This is a genomic window from Flavobacterium bizetiae, assembly GCF_024271895.1.
GTDB lineage: Bacteria > Bacteroidota > Bacteroidia > Flavobacteriales > Flavobacteriaceae > Flavobacterium > Flavobacterium bizetiae.
Genome location: NZ_CP091861.1, coordinates 1,495,206 through 1,512,595 on the forward strand (window position 1 = coordinate 1,495,206; position 17,390 = coordinate 1,512,595).

Here is a 17,390-nt window from a genome sequence, read left to right on the forward strand (position 1 = left end):
TAATTTTTTGTATTTTCACTCTATGTATTTAATATTCGATACCGAAACAACCGGATTACCAAAACGCTGGGATGCTCCAATAACCGATTCTGATAACTGGCCTCGCTGTATTCAGATCGCATGGCAGCTTCATGACGAAATGGGACAGCTTATTGAACATCAGGATTACCTGGTAAAACCTGACGGATTTAATATTCCGTATGATGCGGAGCGTATTCACGGAATTTCGACAGAATTGGCCGACGCCGATGGAATTACTTTGGCTGAAGTTTTGGAGAAATTCAATATTGCTTTAAGCAAAACCAAATTTATTGTAGGTCAGAATTTAGGTTTCGACGTTAATATTATGGGCGCTGAATTTCATAGAATGGGAGTAGATTCTCCTATGAGTTCAATGCCGGTTTTAGATACTTGTACCGAGGTTACTGCTTCATTATTAAAACTTCCCGGAGGTCGTGGAGGAAGGTTTAAATTACCAACACTTACAGAATTACACGAATATCTTTTTAATAAACCTTTCGCAGAAGCGCACAACGCAACTGCCGACGTTGAGGCAACTACGCGTTGTTTTCTGGAATTAATAAGAAGAGAAGTTTTTACCAAAGAAGAACTGGATGTTCCGAAGGATTATTTCAAGGAATTTCAAAATAGAAATCCACAGGAATTTCCGTTAATTGGTTTAAAACACATCAATTTAAAAGCAGCTTCTGATAAAATCAGAGAGCAATTAAAAGCTTTAGAATCTGTTGGGCAAGAACCTGCAGTTTCACATTCTGACAGAGAAGATTTTAAAGAGGCAAAATACGCGCATTTACACAATCATACCCAATTTTCGGTTTTACAATCAACTATAGGAATTGGAAATATTGTTGCGGCTACAGCCAAAAACGGAATGCCTGCCGTTGCCATGACGGATACAGGAAACATGATGGGAGCTTTTCACTTTGTGAGCGCCGTTATGAACCATAATAAAGCAGCATCAGGAAAAAATAAAGCTTTGGTCGAAGCAGGTGAAGAGCCAACAGAAACCGAAATAAAACCAATCGTAGGTTGCGAATTTAATGTTTGCGACAATCACTTAGATAAAAGTAAAAAAGACAACGGAAATCAGGTTGTATTGTTAGCCAAAAACAAAAACGGTTATCACAATCTGGCGAAAATGTCTTCGATCGCTTTTACAAACGGATTTTATTATGTTCCGAGGATTGACCGTGCCATTATCGAAAAATACAAAGAAGATATCATGGTTTTGTCCGGGAATTTATACGGAGAGATTCCGAGTAAGATCCTGAACATTGGTGAAAACCAAGCCGAAGAAGCCTTGATCTGGTGGAAAGAACAATTTGGCGATGACTTTTATCTTGAGATTATGCGACATAATCAGGAAGATGAAAATCGTGTAAACAAAACACTGATTGAGTTTTCTAAAAAGCACAATGTCAAATTAATTGCAACCAATAATACCTATTATTTAAATAAAGAAGACGCCAATGCACACGACATTTTATTGTGTGTAAAAGATGGTGAAAAACAAGCTACGCCAATTGGTCGTGGACGTGGATATCGTTACGGATTACCTAATCAGGAGTATTATTACAAGTCTGGAGAAGAGATGAAAAAACTCTTTGCCGATTTGCCTGATTCGATTATCAATATTCAGGAAATTGTAGATAAAGTAGAGATTTATTCGCTTTATCGAGATGTATTGCTTCCTAAATTTGATATCCCGGAAGAATTTGTAGTTGTTGAAGATGAAGCTGATGGCGGAGTTCGAGGTGAAAATAAATACCTGCGACACCTTACAATGGTGGGAGCAAAAAAACGATACGGAGAAATTACCGAATCGATTCAGGAACGTTTAGATTTTGAGTTATTAACGATTTCCAATTCCGGATATCCGGGTTACTTCCTGATTGTTCAGGATTTCATCGCTGAAGCCCGAAAAATGGACGTTTCGGTAGGGCCAGGTCGTGGATCTGCTGCGGGATCTGCCGTGGCTTATTGTTTAGGAATTACCAATATTGACCCTATTAAGTACGATTTGCTTTTTGAGCGTTTCCTTAATCCTGACCGTGTATCCATGCCCGATATTGATATCGATTTTGATGACGAGGGTCGTGGTCGTGTTATGGATTACGTAATTAATAAGTACGGACAAAATCAGGTGGCGCAAATTATTACCTATGGTAAAATGGCAACCAAATCTGCGATTCGTGATACGGCTCGTGTACTGGATTTACCATTGTTTGAAGCCGATAGAATTGCAAAACTGATTCCGGGAATGATGCCGTCAAAATGGAATTTGGCGCGTTTTATTTCTGAAAGCGAAGAAGAGGTTAAAAAAGCGCTTCGTTCTGATGAATTTGATAATGTAAAAGAATTAATCGCCATTGCCAATGAAGATGATTTGGCCGGAGAAACCATTCAACAGGCAAAAATCCTTGAAGGATCGATGCGAAATACCGGAATTCACGCCTGTGGTGTAATCATCACGCCATCGGATATTACGAATTTCGTTCCCGTAACTACAGCAAAAGATTCTGATTTATATGTAACACAGTTTGATAACTCGGTTGCAGAAAGTGCAGGATTGCTGAAAATGGACTTTTTGGGTCTGAAGACCCTTACCTTGATTAAAGATACCGTTAAACTGGTAAAATATAGAAACGGAATTGATCTCGATCCGGATACCTTCCCGATTGATGATGTTGAGACTTATGCACTTTTCCAGAGAGGAGAAACAGTTGGAATCTTCCAATATGAGTCACCCGGAATGCAGAAATACATGAAAGATCTAAAACCAACGGTTTTTGGAGATTTAATTGCCATGAACGCCTTGTATCGTCCGGGACCTTTAGAGTATATTCCGTCTTTCGTACGAAGAAAAAATGGCGAAGAAGAAATCAAATACGATTTAGATGCCTGTGAGGAATATTTAGGAGAGACTTACGGAATTACCGTTTATCAGGAGCAGGTAATGCTTTTGTCGCAATCGCTGGCTGACTTTACAAAAGGTGAGGCCGACGTTTTGCGTAAAGCGATGGGTAAGAAACAAAAAGATGTACTAGATAAAATGAAGCCTAAGTTCGTAGAACAAGCGGCGAAAAAAGGTCATGATGCAAAAGTTTTAGAGAAGATCTGGAAAGACTGGGAAGCATTTGCGAGTTACGCCTTCAACAAATCGCACTCGACTTGTTATGCCTGGATTGCGTATCAAACAGCCTATCTTAAAGCGCATTATCCTGCTGAATATATGGCAGCGGTACTTTCGAATAATATGAATGATATCAAACAAGTATCATTTTTTATGGAAGAATGCAAACGAATGGGCTTACAGGTTTTAGGGCCGGATGTAAACGAATCGTTTTACAAATTTACCGTAAATGATGAATACGCTGTCCGTTTTGGTATGGGCGCGATTAAAGGAGTAGGTTCCGGAGCTGTGGCAACCATTGTAGAAAGCAGAAAAGACGGTAAGTACAAATCGATTTTTGATTTGGCGAAACGTATCGATTTGCGTGCTGCGAATAAAAAAGCAATCGAAAATTTGGCTTTGGCAGGAGGTTTTGATTCTTTTGAAGGAACGACAAGAGCCCAATATTTTCATGACGATGGCGACGGAATTACTTTTTATGAAAAAGCAATTCGTTACGGATCTAAATTTCAGGAAAACGAAAACTCATCACAAGTAAGTTTGTTTGGAGAAACCAGCGAAGTACAAATTGATGAACCAGTTGTGCCACCATGTGAAGACTGGAGCACGATGGAAAAATTGGCCAAAGAGAAAGAAGTAGTTGGAATCTATATTTCAGGACATCCTCTGGATGACTTTAGATTTGAGATGAAATATTTCTGTAATTCCCGATTAGAATCCTTAAAAAGCATGAACGAATATGTGGGTAAAAATCTAAACTTTGCCGGAATCATTAATAACGTTCAGCATCGTGTGGCAAAAAACGGAAAAGGCTGGGCAGTATTTAATCTCGAAGGTTATGACGAAAGTTATGAGTTTAAGATTTTTGGTGAAGAATACTTGAAATTCCGCCATTTCCTGATTCAGAATAATTTTGCCTTCATAAAAATATTAATAAAAGACGGTTGGGTCAATCATGATACCGGTAAAAAGTCAGATCCAAGAATGCAATTTGTCGAGATTCGACAGTTGCAGGATATTCTGGAAGCTTTTGCAAAAAAACTGATTTTACTATTAAATATAAAAGACTTACAAGAAGAATTTATTCATTCGTTGAGTCGCTTGTTTAGTGAAAATAAAGGAGACAATTCTGTGACTTTTGAAATCATGGAGTTAGAAAAGATAAAACGTTTGGTCGAAGTAGAAACCCCAACTGATTTTGAAGAAGCTGATGATGCTGTTTTTGTCGACGAGAACGAAGATACCGAAGCAGCAATTGAAGAAACTAAAATTCAGGAAGTAAATGAAGTCGAAGAAATAAAAGTTGTAACCAAACTTACAATGCCTAGTCGCAGGCTAAAAGTTAAGATTTCTACCGAGTTATTGATAGAATTAGAGAAAATGCAGATAAATTTTAAGCTAAACTAAATTTTAACAGTTAAAATTTAGGGTTATGTATTTTTTTAGTGTTAAAATTATGCATGCATAATAGTTTTTTAGTAATATTGCTTAAAATTACAACGTTTTCGTGCCAAGTCTAACAATGCAAACTCTAAGAATATGTTAAAATAATCTAAGTTTGTAAAAAAACAATTAAAAACAGAATTATGAAAAAAAACCTATTTTTACTCGGATTATTAGTTTGCTCTATGGCCACAATGGCGCAAACAGAAAAAGCAGATAAACCAGAAAGTTGGTATTTTAAATTGGGTGGATCTTATTTTATTCAAACTGCTGCTACTGAATTCCCAACTGTAGGAGGAAATCTTCCATTGGATAGAACTTTTGTAGGAGGAAAATTAGTTTCTGAAGAAAGTGTTACAGGTTCTTTTGGTGAAGGTTTTAGAACTGGAATCACTGCCGGATATAGATTTAATGCTCGTTTAGGAGTTGAATTAGGTGTTAATTATTACACTAGTAAAGATAAAACAATGGCACAAACCAGATCAGATGTGCCTATTACGCCAGCTGGTGTATATGCTTTTAAATCAGTAGGTCAGATTACTGCTTTTGATCTTGCTCCGGCTTTGGTATTGTTTTTAGGAGAACATAAAGGTTTTGAGCCTTATACTAAAGTAGGTGTTTTGGTTCCTATTCACGGAGATTTAGAAATTACTTCTGATGCATACGCTCCAATTGCTTTTTCAAATACAGGAGCTCCAACTGCTTTTGGAAATGTTCATAGTGTCGATAAAGTAAAACCAAACCCAACAGTTGGATTTGTTGCCGCTTTAGGAACATCTTATAAATTAGGAAAAAATATTTCAGTTTTTGGTGAATTAGAATACCGTAATTTTACTGTACACGGTAAAACTAAAGAAACTACTGAATTTACAGTTAATGGCAATGATGCTTTAGCAACAAGATCTACATCTCAAATTCATACAAATTATAGAAGTAAATTAGATGTTAATTCTAATAATGCTTTGACAAATCCAAATGGTGTTGATAAAACGAAACCAATGGATGAATTAAGTTCTTACGTTGGAATTTCAGGTTTAGGACTAACACTTGGTCTTAAATACAGCCTATAATTTTATAGTACTTTTTAGTTTTTTGAAAAAAAAGGATATTCATTATGAATATCCTTTTTTTTGCACAAACTTTTCATCTTAGTTTTTATAATATTTTTTTTCAGGAGCTAATCCCGCTATACGTTCCAATCTTTTATTTTTTTAAAGGAAAAAAATAAAAGGATTTCCACTTCTATCGGGGCTAGGGCAATCATTTTCATAACAATATTTTCGTTTAGTTTGTCATCCCGAACGAGGGATCTCCGCAAGAAACTAACGCAAAACATTTAGGCTATAAACTCCATTAAAGCTGGAGAGAATTCACAATTCACAATTTACAACTCACAATTATTTAGAATTCCTAAACTCCTTCAAAACTTCATCAATAACCCAGGTAGTTCTTGCCGCCGATGTTCCTTTTGATGGATTAATTCCTTCATTACCCAAAATTTCGGCAACAACAGTTTCAATAAGAGGCTGCTGAATATGTAATGGGTTTTCAATCGTAATACTTTCTTTTTCACCATTTGCATATTGAATATGTATTGGGTCATTTCCAAAAGTAGAGAACGATATTTTTCCCTTATCACCTACAATGTCAGTATTGTCATAACGTTCAAAACTGGCGAAATTCCATAAACCCGTTCCGTGAATTCCGTTTTCAAATAAAAAAGACATCGAAACCGAATCTTCCGCCGGATACGCTTTTAGTTGCGAACTGGCATGACCACGAACTGATTTTATCGGTCCTAAAACAAAATCAAGAAAATCTAAAGTATGACAAGCCAGATCAACAAAAATCCCGCCACCTGAAATATGCGGTAAAACCGTCCAGGGCAAGTTAATTTCGTCATCGTATCTTTCTTCAAACGGATGGTATAAAACACAATTTACGTGTCTGACAATTCCTATCTTATTTTGATCAATTAGTTCTTTTATTTTTAAAAAACGAGGTAAACTTCTTCTGTAATAAGCAACAAACAAAGGAACATTGTGTTCCTTACAAACGCTGATCATCTCGTTGCATTCTTCAAAATTCAGGGCCATTGGTTTTTCTACATAAACCGGTTTTCCTGCTTTGGCACATAAAATAGTATATTCTTTATGAGACGATGGAGGAGTGGCAATATAAACAGCATCGACTTCCGGATCATTAATTAAATCAGCAGCATTCGAATACCATTTAGCCACATTATGACGTTTGGCATAATCTTCGGCAAGAGCCGCATCCCTGCGCATAACAGCAACCAAAGCCGAGTTAGGCGGTTTCTGAAATGCAGGACCACTTTTTACTTCGGTTACATTCCCACAACCTATAATTCCCCATTTTACAATTTTCATTTTTCTGGTTTTTTAGTTATTCAAATTTAAAAAGGTTTGCCACGAATTTCACGAATTTTCACGAATTATTTTTTCATGCAGATTTAATTTTACCGCAAAGCACGCAAAGTTTTTATGCCTAGAAGATTTATAAAAACACAAAGTTCGCAAAGCTGATTTAACAATACAAAGCTTTGCAGATCCTAAGACAAGAAATCTGCTAAATCTGCAAGATCTGGGAGAAAACAAAAAAAGGCACGAATTCACGAATTAATTTTCATGCAGATTAAAAAAAGGTTTGCCACGAATTTCACGAATTTTCACGAATTATATTTTCATGCAGATTATGCAGATTAATTTTACCGCAAAGCACGCAAAGTTTTTATACTTAGAAGATTTTATAAAAACGCAAAGTTCGCAAAGCTTTGTATTGAACCAGCTTTGCGAACTTTGTGTTTTTACAACGACAAGCTGATATAAAATCTTTGCGTGCTTTGCGGTAAAATTCTCAATCCGAAATAAAATAGCTCTCGGCAAAATAATTCATGCTAATTTGTGAAATTCGTGGCGAAAAAAAAACGTCACAGAATCTGTGGTAAAAAAAAAATAAGCCACGAACTCACAAAAATAATTCGTGAATTCGTGGCTAAAAATTTAAGCGATTAAAGTTTTATTTTTTAGGTAAAGCCTTAAAACCCATATTGTAAAGTGTGAACGCCTGAATGTCTACATTTTCCTGAATCATAGCAGCAACAGATTTTCCTGCTCCGTGACCAGCTTTTACATCAATACGAATTAAAACCGGATTAGGACCAGTTTGTTTTTCCTGCAATTCAGCAGCAAATTTAAAACTATGTGCAGGAACTACACGGTCATCATGATCTCCAGTTGTAACCATAGTTGCAGGATACTGAACACCTTTTTTTACATTTTGTACAGGAGAATATCCTTTTAAGTATTCGAACATTTCTTTACTATCCTGAGACGTTCCGTAATCGTAAGCCCAACCTGCACCTGCAGTAAAAGTATGGTAACGTAACATATCCATTACACCAACAGCCGGTAATGCAACTTTCATTAAATCCGGACGTTGTGTCATTGTAGCTCCAACTAATAAACCTCCGTTAGAACCTCCACGAATTGCTAAGAAAGCAGATGAAGTATATTTTTGAGCGATTAAATATTCGCCGGCAGCAATAAAGTCATCAAATACATTTTGCTTTTGCAATTTAGTTCCCGCATCGTGCCATTTTTTACCATATTCACCACCACCTCTTAAGTTAGCAACAGCGTAAACTCCGCCATTTTCTAACCAAACAGCATTTGCAATGTTGAAACTTGGAGTTAAGCTAATGTTGAATCCACCGTAACCGTAAAGGATTGTTGGGTTTTTACCGTCTAATTTTAATCCTTTTTTATAGGTGATGATCATCGGGATTTTTGTTCCGTCTTTTGAAGTGTAGAATACTTGTTTTGATTCGTAATCTTCACTTTTAAAATCAACTTTTGGTTTTTGATATACTTCAGATTTACCAGATTTTGGTTCAAATGAATAGATCGTTCCCGGAGTTATATAGTTCGTAAAACTGTAGTACAAAGTTTTTTCGTCTTTTTTTCCTCCAAATCCAGCTGCAGTTCCTACACCAGGAAGTTTGATTTCGCGAACTAATTTTCCGTTATAATCGTATTGTTGTACAAATGAAACAGCATCTTTTGTGTAATTAGCAAAGAAAAATCCGCTTCCTGTTGAAGGCGATAAAATATCTTGAGTTTCTTTGATAAAATCTTTCCAGTTTTCTGGTTTAGGATTGCTTATGTCAACCGTTACAACACGTTTGTTTGGAGCGTTTAAGTCAGTTTCTATAAACAATTTTGTTCCTTCGTTTTCGATAATCTGATTGTCGCTGCTAAAATTGTCTACAATCGTTACAATCGGACTATTCGCTTTAGTTAAATCTTTGATGTATAATTCGTTTCCGTAAGTAGAATTAGCAGCAGAAATTACTAAATATTTATCGTCTTCAGTAACATAACCACCTACGTATCTTCTTTTTTGATCTGCACCAAAAATAACTTTATCCTCTTTTTGAGAAGTTCCAAGTTTGTGGTAATACAATTTGTGCTGATCTGTTTTTGCAGATAATTCGCTTCCTTTAGGTTTGTCATAACTAGAGTAATAAAACCCGTCGTTTCCGTGCCATGAAACACCGCTGAATTTTACATCAACCAAAGTGTCTTCGATAGCTTTTTTAGACAAAGCATCAATAATGATTACTTTTCTCCAGTCGCTTCCGCCTTCAGAAATGGCGTAAGCAGCTTTATTTCCGTCTTTAGAAAAATTCAAACCACCAAGAGAAGTTGTTCCGTCTTTAGAAAATGTATTTGGATCTAAGAAAGTTTCTTCCTTGCCATCTTTTCCTTTTCTATAAATAACAGCTTGATTCTGAAGTCCGTTGTTTTTTGAATAATAAGTAAATTTCCCTTCTACAAATGGAGCGCTGATTTTTTCATAATTCCAAAGTTTTTCCATTCGTTTTTTAAGTTCTTCACGAAATGGAATTTTATCTAAATATCCGTAAGTAACCTCATTTTGAGCTTTTACCCAAGCACCTGTTTCAGCTGATTTGTCATCTTCAAGCCAACGATAAGGATCGTTTACTTTTGTGTCAAAATAGACGTCAACTGTTTCGCCTTTTTTGGTTTCAGGATATTGAATTTTATTTTGTGCAAATGAAATTCCTGCAGTTGTAATTGCCATTATAAGAAATGTTTTTTTCATAGTTTATGTTTAACAGTTGTCACAAAAATAGCATTTTTTGTTAGATCAAAAGGATAATTAACCGCAAAGTGCACTAAGATTTTATCTCGCGGTATGTTTATAAAACACAAAGTTCACAAAGGCAGAATCAATACAAAGCTTTGCGAACTTTGTGTTTTTTACAAGATCAAGCATGTATAAGAAACCTTGCGTTCTTTGCGGTAAAAATTAATCTGTTTTTAGGTTAAAATGAGAAATCAATACAAAGCTTTGTGGACTTTGTGTTTCTAAAAGATCAAGTATATATAAAAACTTTGAATGCTTTGCGGTAAAATTGTAAACAACGCAAAGCTTAATTAAATAAACCACGTAAGAAATACATGTTCAACCAAAAACAAAATAAACAGGCATCATACTTACATGGTTTAATTCAAAAAAAATTATAAGTTGAAGTTAACTCCCAAAACGATATTACGCCCGATATTAGGAATTCCGTCTGTTTTTAATCTTGATAAGTGAGCAATATATTTTTTATCAAATAAGTTGTTTCCGTTCAGGTTTACATCAAAAGCATGTTTACCAAGCTTTACCGTTCCTCCAAAACCTAAATTTACTAAAGTATACCCGTCTGAAGCTGTTTCAAAACCACTCACATTTTTCTGCGCGAAAGTTGATGAAACATTCAAAGAAGCGTATCCTTCTTCAAACCAGTTGTTGATTTTAAATTCAGTTCTTAAAGTGTTGTTCCAGTTGTTTGCAGGAATTAAAGGCAAATAATCATTGTTTGCTTTTTTACCCGTAACCGTTTCAAAACTAGTTTCAAAATGTAACCAATCTAATGGGTGAGGGTGAAAGTGTAAGCCAACTTCACCACCGTATAATTTTGCATTGTCCTGAATATAAGCAAAAACATCATTATCATCACGAACTTCTCCAGTTGGCGAAGTGAAAATATAATTGTTTACATGATTGTAAAATCCATTAATAAAGAATTCAAAATGCGTGTTTTTGTATTCTAAATTCAAATCAGTCTGAACATTTTGTTCCGTTTTCAAATTAGCATTTCCAATTTCATAACGGTTTGTTCCTTCGTGAACCCCATTCGAAGTTAACTCAGCTAAATTTGGAGCTCTAAATCCGGTTGCCACATTCAATCTAAAAGTTAGCGGTTCTGCCAGTTTTGTTTTATATCCCAAAGAAGCATTAAAACTGTCAAAAGATCTGTCAAGAGGTAAAAAGTAACCTTCTTCACCTTCAGTTCCGTGTGCGATAGAAGTAATATTTCGGTTGTCAAAACGTAATCCGGCCTGAATAACGCTATTGTCCCATTCGTAATTTGCAGTTCCAAAAACACCAAAATCATTTGTTGTAGCGTCCGGAATCAAATATTCTTCACCAGAATTTTTGTTTGTTTGGTGCATTCCCTGAACTCCCAAAATAGTTTCAATTTTACCCAATTTAGGGAAATGATATTTAGCATTGTAGTTAAAAGTATTCAGTTTCATATGAAGCGATGCCTCGTTACTGTCTTCAAACTCGCTTCTGTCATTCGCAATATATCCTAAATCAACATCTAATTTCGAATTTTGAAAAAAGATAACGTTGTTTAAACTCAATAAATGATTGAAAATTCCCTGTCTTGGAAACTCTGTATTCTTGCTGGTCGATTGCTCTCCAATTCCGTTATCCGGCATTCCAAGATCAAGTTTGTTGTAGTTGTATCTTAAAACACTAGAAAAACTAGAGTTGCTGTAGCCAATTCCGGTTTTAAAATCAGTTTCGTTATAACGAGTGTTGGTTACGCGTTCTCCATCTGCAATTTTGTAATCTGAGTGAGTATTGAAACTTCCACGAGCAAGAAATTTCCAGTTATCAGTCGAAGTTTTTAATCCAATAGAAGAATTGCTTCCTTGTGTATTCGTGAAGTATTTTTGACTAAAATTAGCTTTGAATGTATTCGCATCGGCAAATTTTTCAGGGTTAAAATACAAAACTCCACCCAAAGCATCAGAACCATATAATAAAGATGCTGGCCCTTTAATTACTTCGACACTTTCGATTCCGGCATCATTTAAACCTAAACCATGCTCGTCTCCAAATTGTTGATTTTCGATACGAACACCCTGGGAATAAACCAAAACACGATTTCCGCTCAATCCTCGAATGACCGGTTTCCCGATAGAGGTTCCGGTAGAAATTTGAGAAACCCCTGGAATTGTGGCCAAACCTTCGATTAAAGTCGAAGTTCCTTTTTGCTGTAAAGTTTTAATACTTTCGTGCTCCACCTTCATTACGTTTTGCGATTGAAGCTTATTAAAAGGAGTTGAAACTACTACTTCGTCCATTTCAAAAACAGATTCGGTAAGTGTTATATCGATGGTATTTTCTTTTAATAATTTATTGATTGATTTACTTTGAGCAGTGAATCCAACGATACTAAAAGTAATACGGAAGCTTCCGTTTGGAAGATTCTTAAATTCATATTTTCCGTTCTGATCAGTCGTCGTTCCTTTGTGCAGCTCAGGCGCATAAACAGATACGTTTGCTAACGGCTGGTTTTCAAGATTTGTTACTGTTCCTGAAACCGAATTTTGAGCAGAAAGAATGCCCGAAAACCCTAAAATAAGGGCTAATATTATTTTTTTCATTTGAAAATGATGCTATAGTTAATTGTATTTATCTTTTGAAAAACAAAAACGAAAAAGAATAGTAAAATTTGCCGATCCCGAGAATTTCAGGATGGGGAAATCTGCTAATTTTTTAGAATTAGATTTAAAAAGAGTTTGATTTTACTTCGAATGATTTCGAACTTAAGAAACTATAGCAGAGGGCGGTCCACGCAATAAATACGGACTTTCTGAAAGTGAAAACGTTTTTTCTGAAAGAGAGAAAAAATAAGGGATTTCGTAGTTGAAAGAATGAAACTCAAAAGCAAATTGTTCAGGAACAATATAACTTCCAAAAACAAAATGACAAACAAAACACACATCATAATCATGATGCTGATGCGTTATTTCGCCATTAGGATCATTATAGTTGTGATGACATTGTTTTTCTGAAAGCTGCTTTACAATATGCTCATAACTGTGTATGGACTGAAACAATATTGAGAACAATACTGTCAGAGCCAAAGAAACACTTAATATGAGTTGTTTTCTTTTCATTTCCCGACAAAGGTATAAAAGATCAAAGTAAAATCGATTTATTTTTTGAATTCTGTTCCTGATTTGATGAAAAAAGTGCAAGGAATGAATTTATTCTTCATCAAAAAGAGAATAATTACGATCTAATTGCTTCCTGAACTAGCATTATATTATATTTGTAAGTAAAATAAATCTACTCTAAAAAACGTTTACTTGAAAAACTCTTTAAAACCAAAATACGATATGCGATTACTTTTTAGTTGTTTGTTTTTAGTATCGTTTTTCAATTCTTTTGCGCAAGACGTTAAGCCGGAGATAAAACCTATTGTAAAAATAGATTCTTTATATCGTGAAGATCAGTTTTATTTTTCGGTTACGTATAATCTTTTGGTTCAAGCGCCTTCCGGTTTAAAACAAGATAAATTTTCAGCAGGACTTTCAGCAGGTTTTTTGCGTGATATGCCCATCAATAAAACAAGAAATATTTCAATCGCAGCAGGTTTAGGATTGAGCTATCAAAACTTTTATCAAAATTTAACCATTTCAAAAGGTCCGGACGGAGAGCAGGTTTATGGCGTAAATGGCTACAGCGAATTTGTTACCAACAGATACAAGCAATACTCAGTAGATATGCCAATTGAGTTTCGATGGAGAACCTCGACTTACGAAAGTTATAAATTCTGGAGGATTTATAGCGGAGTAAAATTGAGTTATGTATTCTCAGATAAATCAATCCTGAAAGACGGAGAAACGACTTATAAAATCTCTAATAATAAAGATGTCAATCAATTTCAATACGGAGTTTACATTTCAGCGGGTTATAATACCTGGAACGTGTATTGTTATTATGGTTTAAATAGTTTGTTCGATAAATCAGTGAAAACCGTTTCTGGCGAAAGTATTCAAATGAACGCTATGAATATAGGTTTGATTTTCTATATTTTATAACCACAAATATAAAAACAGCAATTGCGGAACAATACCTATACAAGTTCCAATTAGTAATTCATTTGGCGAATGTGCTTCCATTTCTAAACGAGAAGATGCTACAACTCCAGTCATTAAAATCAGAAAAGCAGCCCAATAAGGATTTTGCATTTGAAGATGCATGTTTAGCCCGATTGCAAATATTGTAAATCCGCTAATGGCCATCATGTGCAAACTTGCTTTTACTTTAAACATCGAAAGAACCAAAGCTAAAATTGTACTAAACAAAGCACCCAGAAAAAAGAAGTGCAGCTCCGGATAACGCGCAATAACGATGCTTCTTTTTACCAGTAAAATATACAAAAAACACTGCAGGACAAGCGGAATCCTGCGTTGCGAAGTTTCATGTACCATTACTGATTTTACATGTCCCGTTGAACGCAGCAATAAGAAAAACAATACCGGTACTAAAATCGTAATGATCAGAATCTGAAATAAAACATAATATTTTTCCTGATTGGTAAAAGCGTCATTTTTGCAAAAAAGGTAAAATAAAGTGGCATACATCGAGATAAAAATCGGATGTAATATATACGAAAATAAAGGAAGGATTCTTTTCAAAACGTTGTATTTAGTGGTGTTAGCAAATATAAACAAATAATATTTTTTGATACGAATTTCATGGATTAGCATGAATTATTTTTTTTGCCACGAATTGCACGAATTATTTTTTTTGCCACAGATTAAAAGAATTAAAAAAGATTTCTTTTCTATGTTGGTTTTTTGCCACGAATTTCACGAAATAGCACGAATTATATTTATTGTAATTCTTAGTAAACCTTTATTAATCTCCGGGAATCTTTTAATCTGTGGCAAAAAACAACCGCAAAGAATTAGTTAAAATTCGTGCAATTCGTAGCAAACCTTTTTATTAATCTGCGCGAATCATTTTAATCTGTGGCAAAAAAAAACACAAAGAATTAGTGAAAATTCGTGCAATTCGTGGCAACCTTTTTTTAATCTGTGGCAAAAAAACAATCACAAATAATTAGTGAAAATTTGTGAAATTCATGGCAAACCTTTTTTTAAATTTGACAAAAAGAATTTCTCAATGAGCATAAACTTAAAAAGCCTTATACCGGTTCTTAATGCCGAATGGACGGGCTCCGAAACGGATATTTTTATTAATCATATTTCAATCGATAGCCGCTCTTTACAAAACGGATCTGAAACTTTGTTTATTGCCTTATCAGGTGTTAATAATGATGCTCATTTGTATATTGAGGAGTTGATTGCACAAGGTGTTCAAAATTTTGTAGTGCAATATATTCCTGAAAATTGTGCGGGTAAAGCCAATTTTCTTGTCGTTAAAAACACCCTAAAAGCATTACAGGAGTTGGCAGGATATTACCGTAATCTTTTCGATTTTCCTATTATTGGATTAACCGGAAGCAACGGCAAAACGATCGTAAAAGAATGGCTTAATTTCTTGTTAAGTCCAGATTTTAATATCATCAGAAGTCCTAAAAGCTACAATTCTCAGGTAGGAGTTCCCTTGTCTGTACTTGCCATTAATGAAAAACATAATTTAGGAATTTTCGAAGCCGGAATTTCTACGGTTAACGAAATGGTAAATCTGCAGAAAATTATCAAACCTACCATTGGCGTGCTTACCAATATAGGAAGCGCACACGATGAGGGATTTTTGAATTTAGTGCAAAAGATCGACGAAAAATTAATTTTATTTAAAGATTGTCCGGTAATAATTTATCAAAAGAACGAAATTGTAGATTCTTGTTTATCTCAGTTTGTGGCCGAATATATGATGCATCCAAGAACTCTTTTTTCGTGGAGTTTTACAGATACTTCTGCTGATGTTTTTATTCTGAAAAAAGAAAATAAAAGCGATTCAACACATATTCAATACCAATATAAAGGAGAAACTTTCGATCTTGAAATTCCGTTTAGTGATACCGCTTCTATAGAAAATGCCATCTCTTGTTTGGTAGTTTTGCTTTATTTAAAATACGATTCAGAGACGATTCAAAATAGATTTGCGCGTTTGTATCCGGTACAAATGCGTCTGGAAGTTAAAAACGGAATCAATAATTGCAGTATAATTGATGATAGTTATAGTTCCGATTTTGAGTCGCTAACAATTGCCCTTGATTTTCTCGAAAGTCAGAAGAAAAAGAATGCTTCAAAAACAATTATTCTGTCTGATATTGTTCAGAGTGGTTTTTCGAATGAAGAATTGTATACTAAAGTTGGGCAATTAATTACGGATAATAAAATTAACAGAGTGATCGGAATTGGAACTACAATTTCAGCTTTTAAGTCTAAATTTTCTAATGTCATCACGTTTCAAAATACAGCCGAGTTTATTGCCGAAATTGAAAACCTGAATTTCGAAAATGAAACGATTTTAATAAAAGGAGCAAGATCATTTCAGTTTGAAGAAATTGTGTCGCTGCTTGAAGAGAAAACGCACGAAACAGTTCTCGAAATTAATCTAAATTCTATCAGTTATAACTTGAATTACTTTAAATCAAAATTAGCCAATAACGTAAAGTTGATGGTGATGGTAAAAGCATTTGGTTATGGCAACGGAGGATTAGAAATTGCGAAATTACTCGAACATCATAAAGTCGATTATTTGGGTGTGGCTTTCGCAGATGAAGGAATCTCGCTTAAAAATGGCGGAATAAAACTGCCAATTATGGTTTTAAATCCTGAATCGACCAGTTTTCCTTCGATTATTCAGTACAATCTTGAGCCAGAAATTTATAGTGTAAAAGGATTGAAAGCCTTTTTGAAAATTGCCCGCGAAAAGAATTTAAAAGATTTTCCTATTCATATTAAATTAGATACAGGAATGCATCGTTTGGGTTTTGAAGAAAATACGCTGGACGAATTGATTCAGACTTTAAAAGGAAATTCGACCGTAAAAGTAAAAAGTGTATTGTCGCATTTGGCAACTAGCGACGAAGCAAGACATTTTGATTTTGTTCATTCGCAGATTAATTTATTCGAAAGATTATCATCAAAATTAATTTCAGAATTAAATATAAACCCAATTCGTCATATTCTAAATACATCCGGAATTAGTAATTTCCCGGACGCGCAATATAATATGGTACGTTTAGGAATTGGTTTGTATGGAGTTTCAAACGATCCGGCAGAACAGAAATACCTGGAAAACGTTGGGACTTTAAAATCGATTATTTCTCAGGTTCGCACTATTCCTGCCGGAGATAGTGTGGGTTACGGACGTCGTTTTATGGCCGAAAAGGAAACTAAAATTGCAACAATACCAATAGGTTATGCTGACGGAATTTCTCGTTTATGGGGAAATTTAGTGGGTTATGTGGTAATTAAAAATCAAAAGGCCTCAATAGTAGGGAATGTTTGTATGGATATGCTGATGGTTGATGTAAGCCATATCGACTGTAAAGAAGGAGATTCTGTGATTATTTTCGGCGAAAGCCCAACCGTTATAGAAATGGCTGCAGCGCTAAAAACGATTCCGTATGAAATTATGACCAGCATTTCGCAACGCGTAAAAAGAGTATTTTTTAGGTAGATTTTGAAACTTT

General features: G+C 34.9%; 9 protein-coding genes. 4 read left to right on the forward strand and 5 right to left on the reverse strand.

Annotated features, from left to right (window positions below; all coding sequences use genetic code 11):
- Positions 1–22: 22 nt before the first annotated feature.
- Together dnaE and L0669_RS06725 are read left to right on the forward strand one after the other, a co-directional pair.
- Positions 23–4,561 (forward strand): DNA polymerase III subunit alpha, encoded by a 4,539-nt coding sequence (dnaE, locus tag L0669_RS06720; RefSeq protein ID WP_263762255.1) that lies wholly within the window; start codon positions 23–25, stop codon positions 4,559–4,561.
- Between the two features lie 179 nt (positions 4,562–4,740).
- Positions 4,741–5,667: an outer membrane beta-barrel protein gene (locus L0669_RS06725; RefSeq protein WP_173969575.1), complete on the forward strand. Its 927-nt coding sequence runs from the start codon at positions 4,741–4,743 to the stop codon at positions 5,665–5,667.
- Between the two features lie 327 nt (positions 5,668–5,994).
- On the opposite strand, the gene L0669_RS06730 is transcribed toward L0669_RS06725, so the two are convergent.
- From L0669_RS06730 to L0669_RS06745, 4 genes are all read right to left on the reverse strand, one after another.
- Entirely contained in the window at positions 5,995–6,987 is a 993-nt protein-coding gene (locus L0669_RS06730) for a Gfo/Idh/MocA family protein (RefSeq protein WP_263762257.1), read from the reverse strand.
- 649 nt (positions 6,988–7,636) lie between these two features.
- A complete protein-coding gene (locus L0669_RS06735; RefSeq protein ID WP_263762259.1) occupies positions 7,637–9,745 on the reverse strand; it encodes a prolyl oligopeptidase family serine peptidase in 2,109 nt (702 codons plus the stop codon).
- A 419-nt stretch (positions 9,746–10,164) separates the two neighbouring features.
- Positions 10,165–12,372: a TonB-dependent receptor gene (locus tag L0669_RS06740; protein ID WP_263762261.1), complete on the reverse strand. Its 2,208-nt coding sequence runs from the start codon at positions 12,370–12,372 to the stop codon at positions 10,165–10,167.
- A 162-nt stretch (positions 12,373–12,534) separates the two neighbouring features.
- Positions 12,535–12,888, reverse strand: a complete 354-nt coding sequence (locus L0669_RS06745; protein WP_173969571.1) for a hypothetical protein — start codon at positions 12,886–12,888, stop codon at positions 12,535–12,537.
- 192 nt (positions 12,889–13,080) lie between these two features.
- Between L0669_RS06745 and L0669_RS06750 the strand changes: the two genes are divergently transcribed.
- Positions 13,081–13,815 carry a porin family protein gene (locus L0669_RS06750; RefSeq protein ID WP_341849979.1) on the forward strand — a complete coding sequence of 245 codons (735 nt, stop codon included), beginning with the start codon at positions 13,081–13,083 and terminating at the stop codon, positions 13,813–13,815.
- Here L0669_RS06750 and L0669_RS06755 read toward each other — a convergent pair.
- Positions 13,810–14,487: a hypothetical protein gene (locus L0669_RS06755; protein ID WP_263762263.1), complete on the reverse strand. Its 678-nt coding sequence runs from the start codon at positions 14,485–14,487 to the stop codon at positions 13,810–13,812. The two genes, L0669_RS06750 and L0669_RS06755, sit on opposite strands and share 6 nt — an antisense overlap.
- A 418-nt stretch (positions 14,488–14,905) precedes the next feature.
- Here L0669_RS06755 and L0669_RS06760 point away from each other — a divergent pair, with 418 nt between their 5' ends.
- Entirely contained in the window at positions 14,906–17,377 is a 2,472-nt protein-coding gene (locus L0669_RS06760; RefSeq protein ID WP_263762265.1) for a bifunctional UDP-N-acetylmuramoyl-tripeptide:D-alanyl-D-alanine ligase/alanine racemase, read from the forward strand.
- The last annotated feature ends 13 nt before the right edge of the window (positions 17,378–17,390 follow it).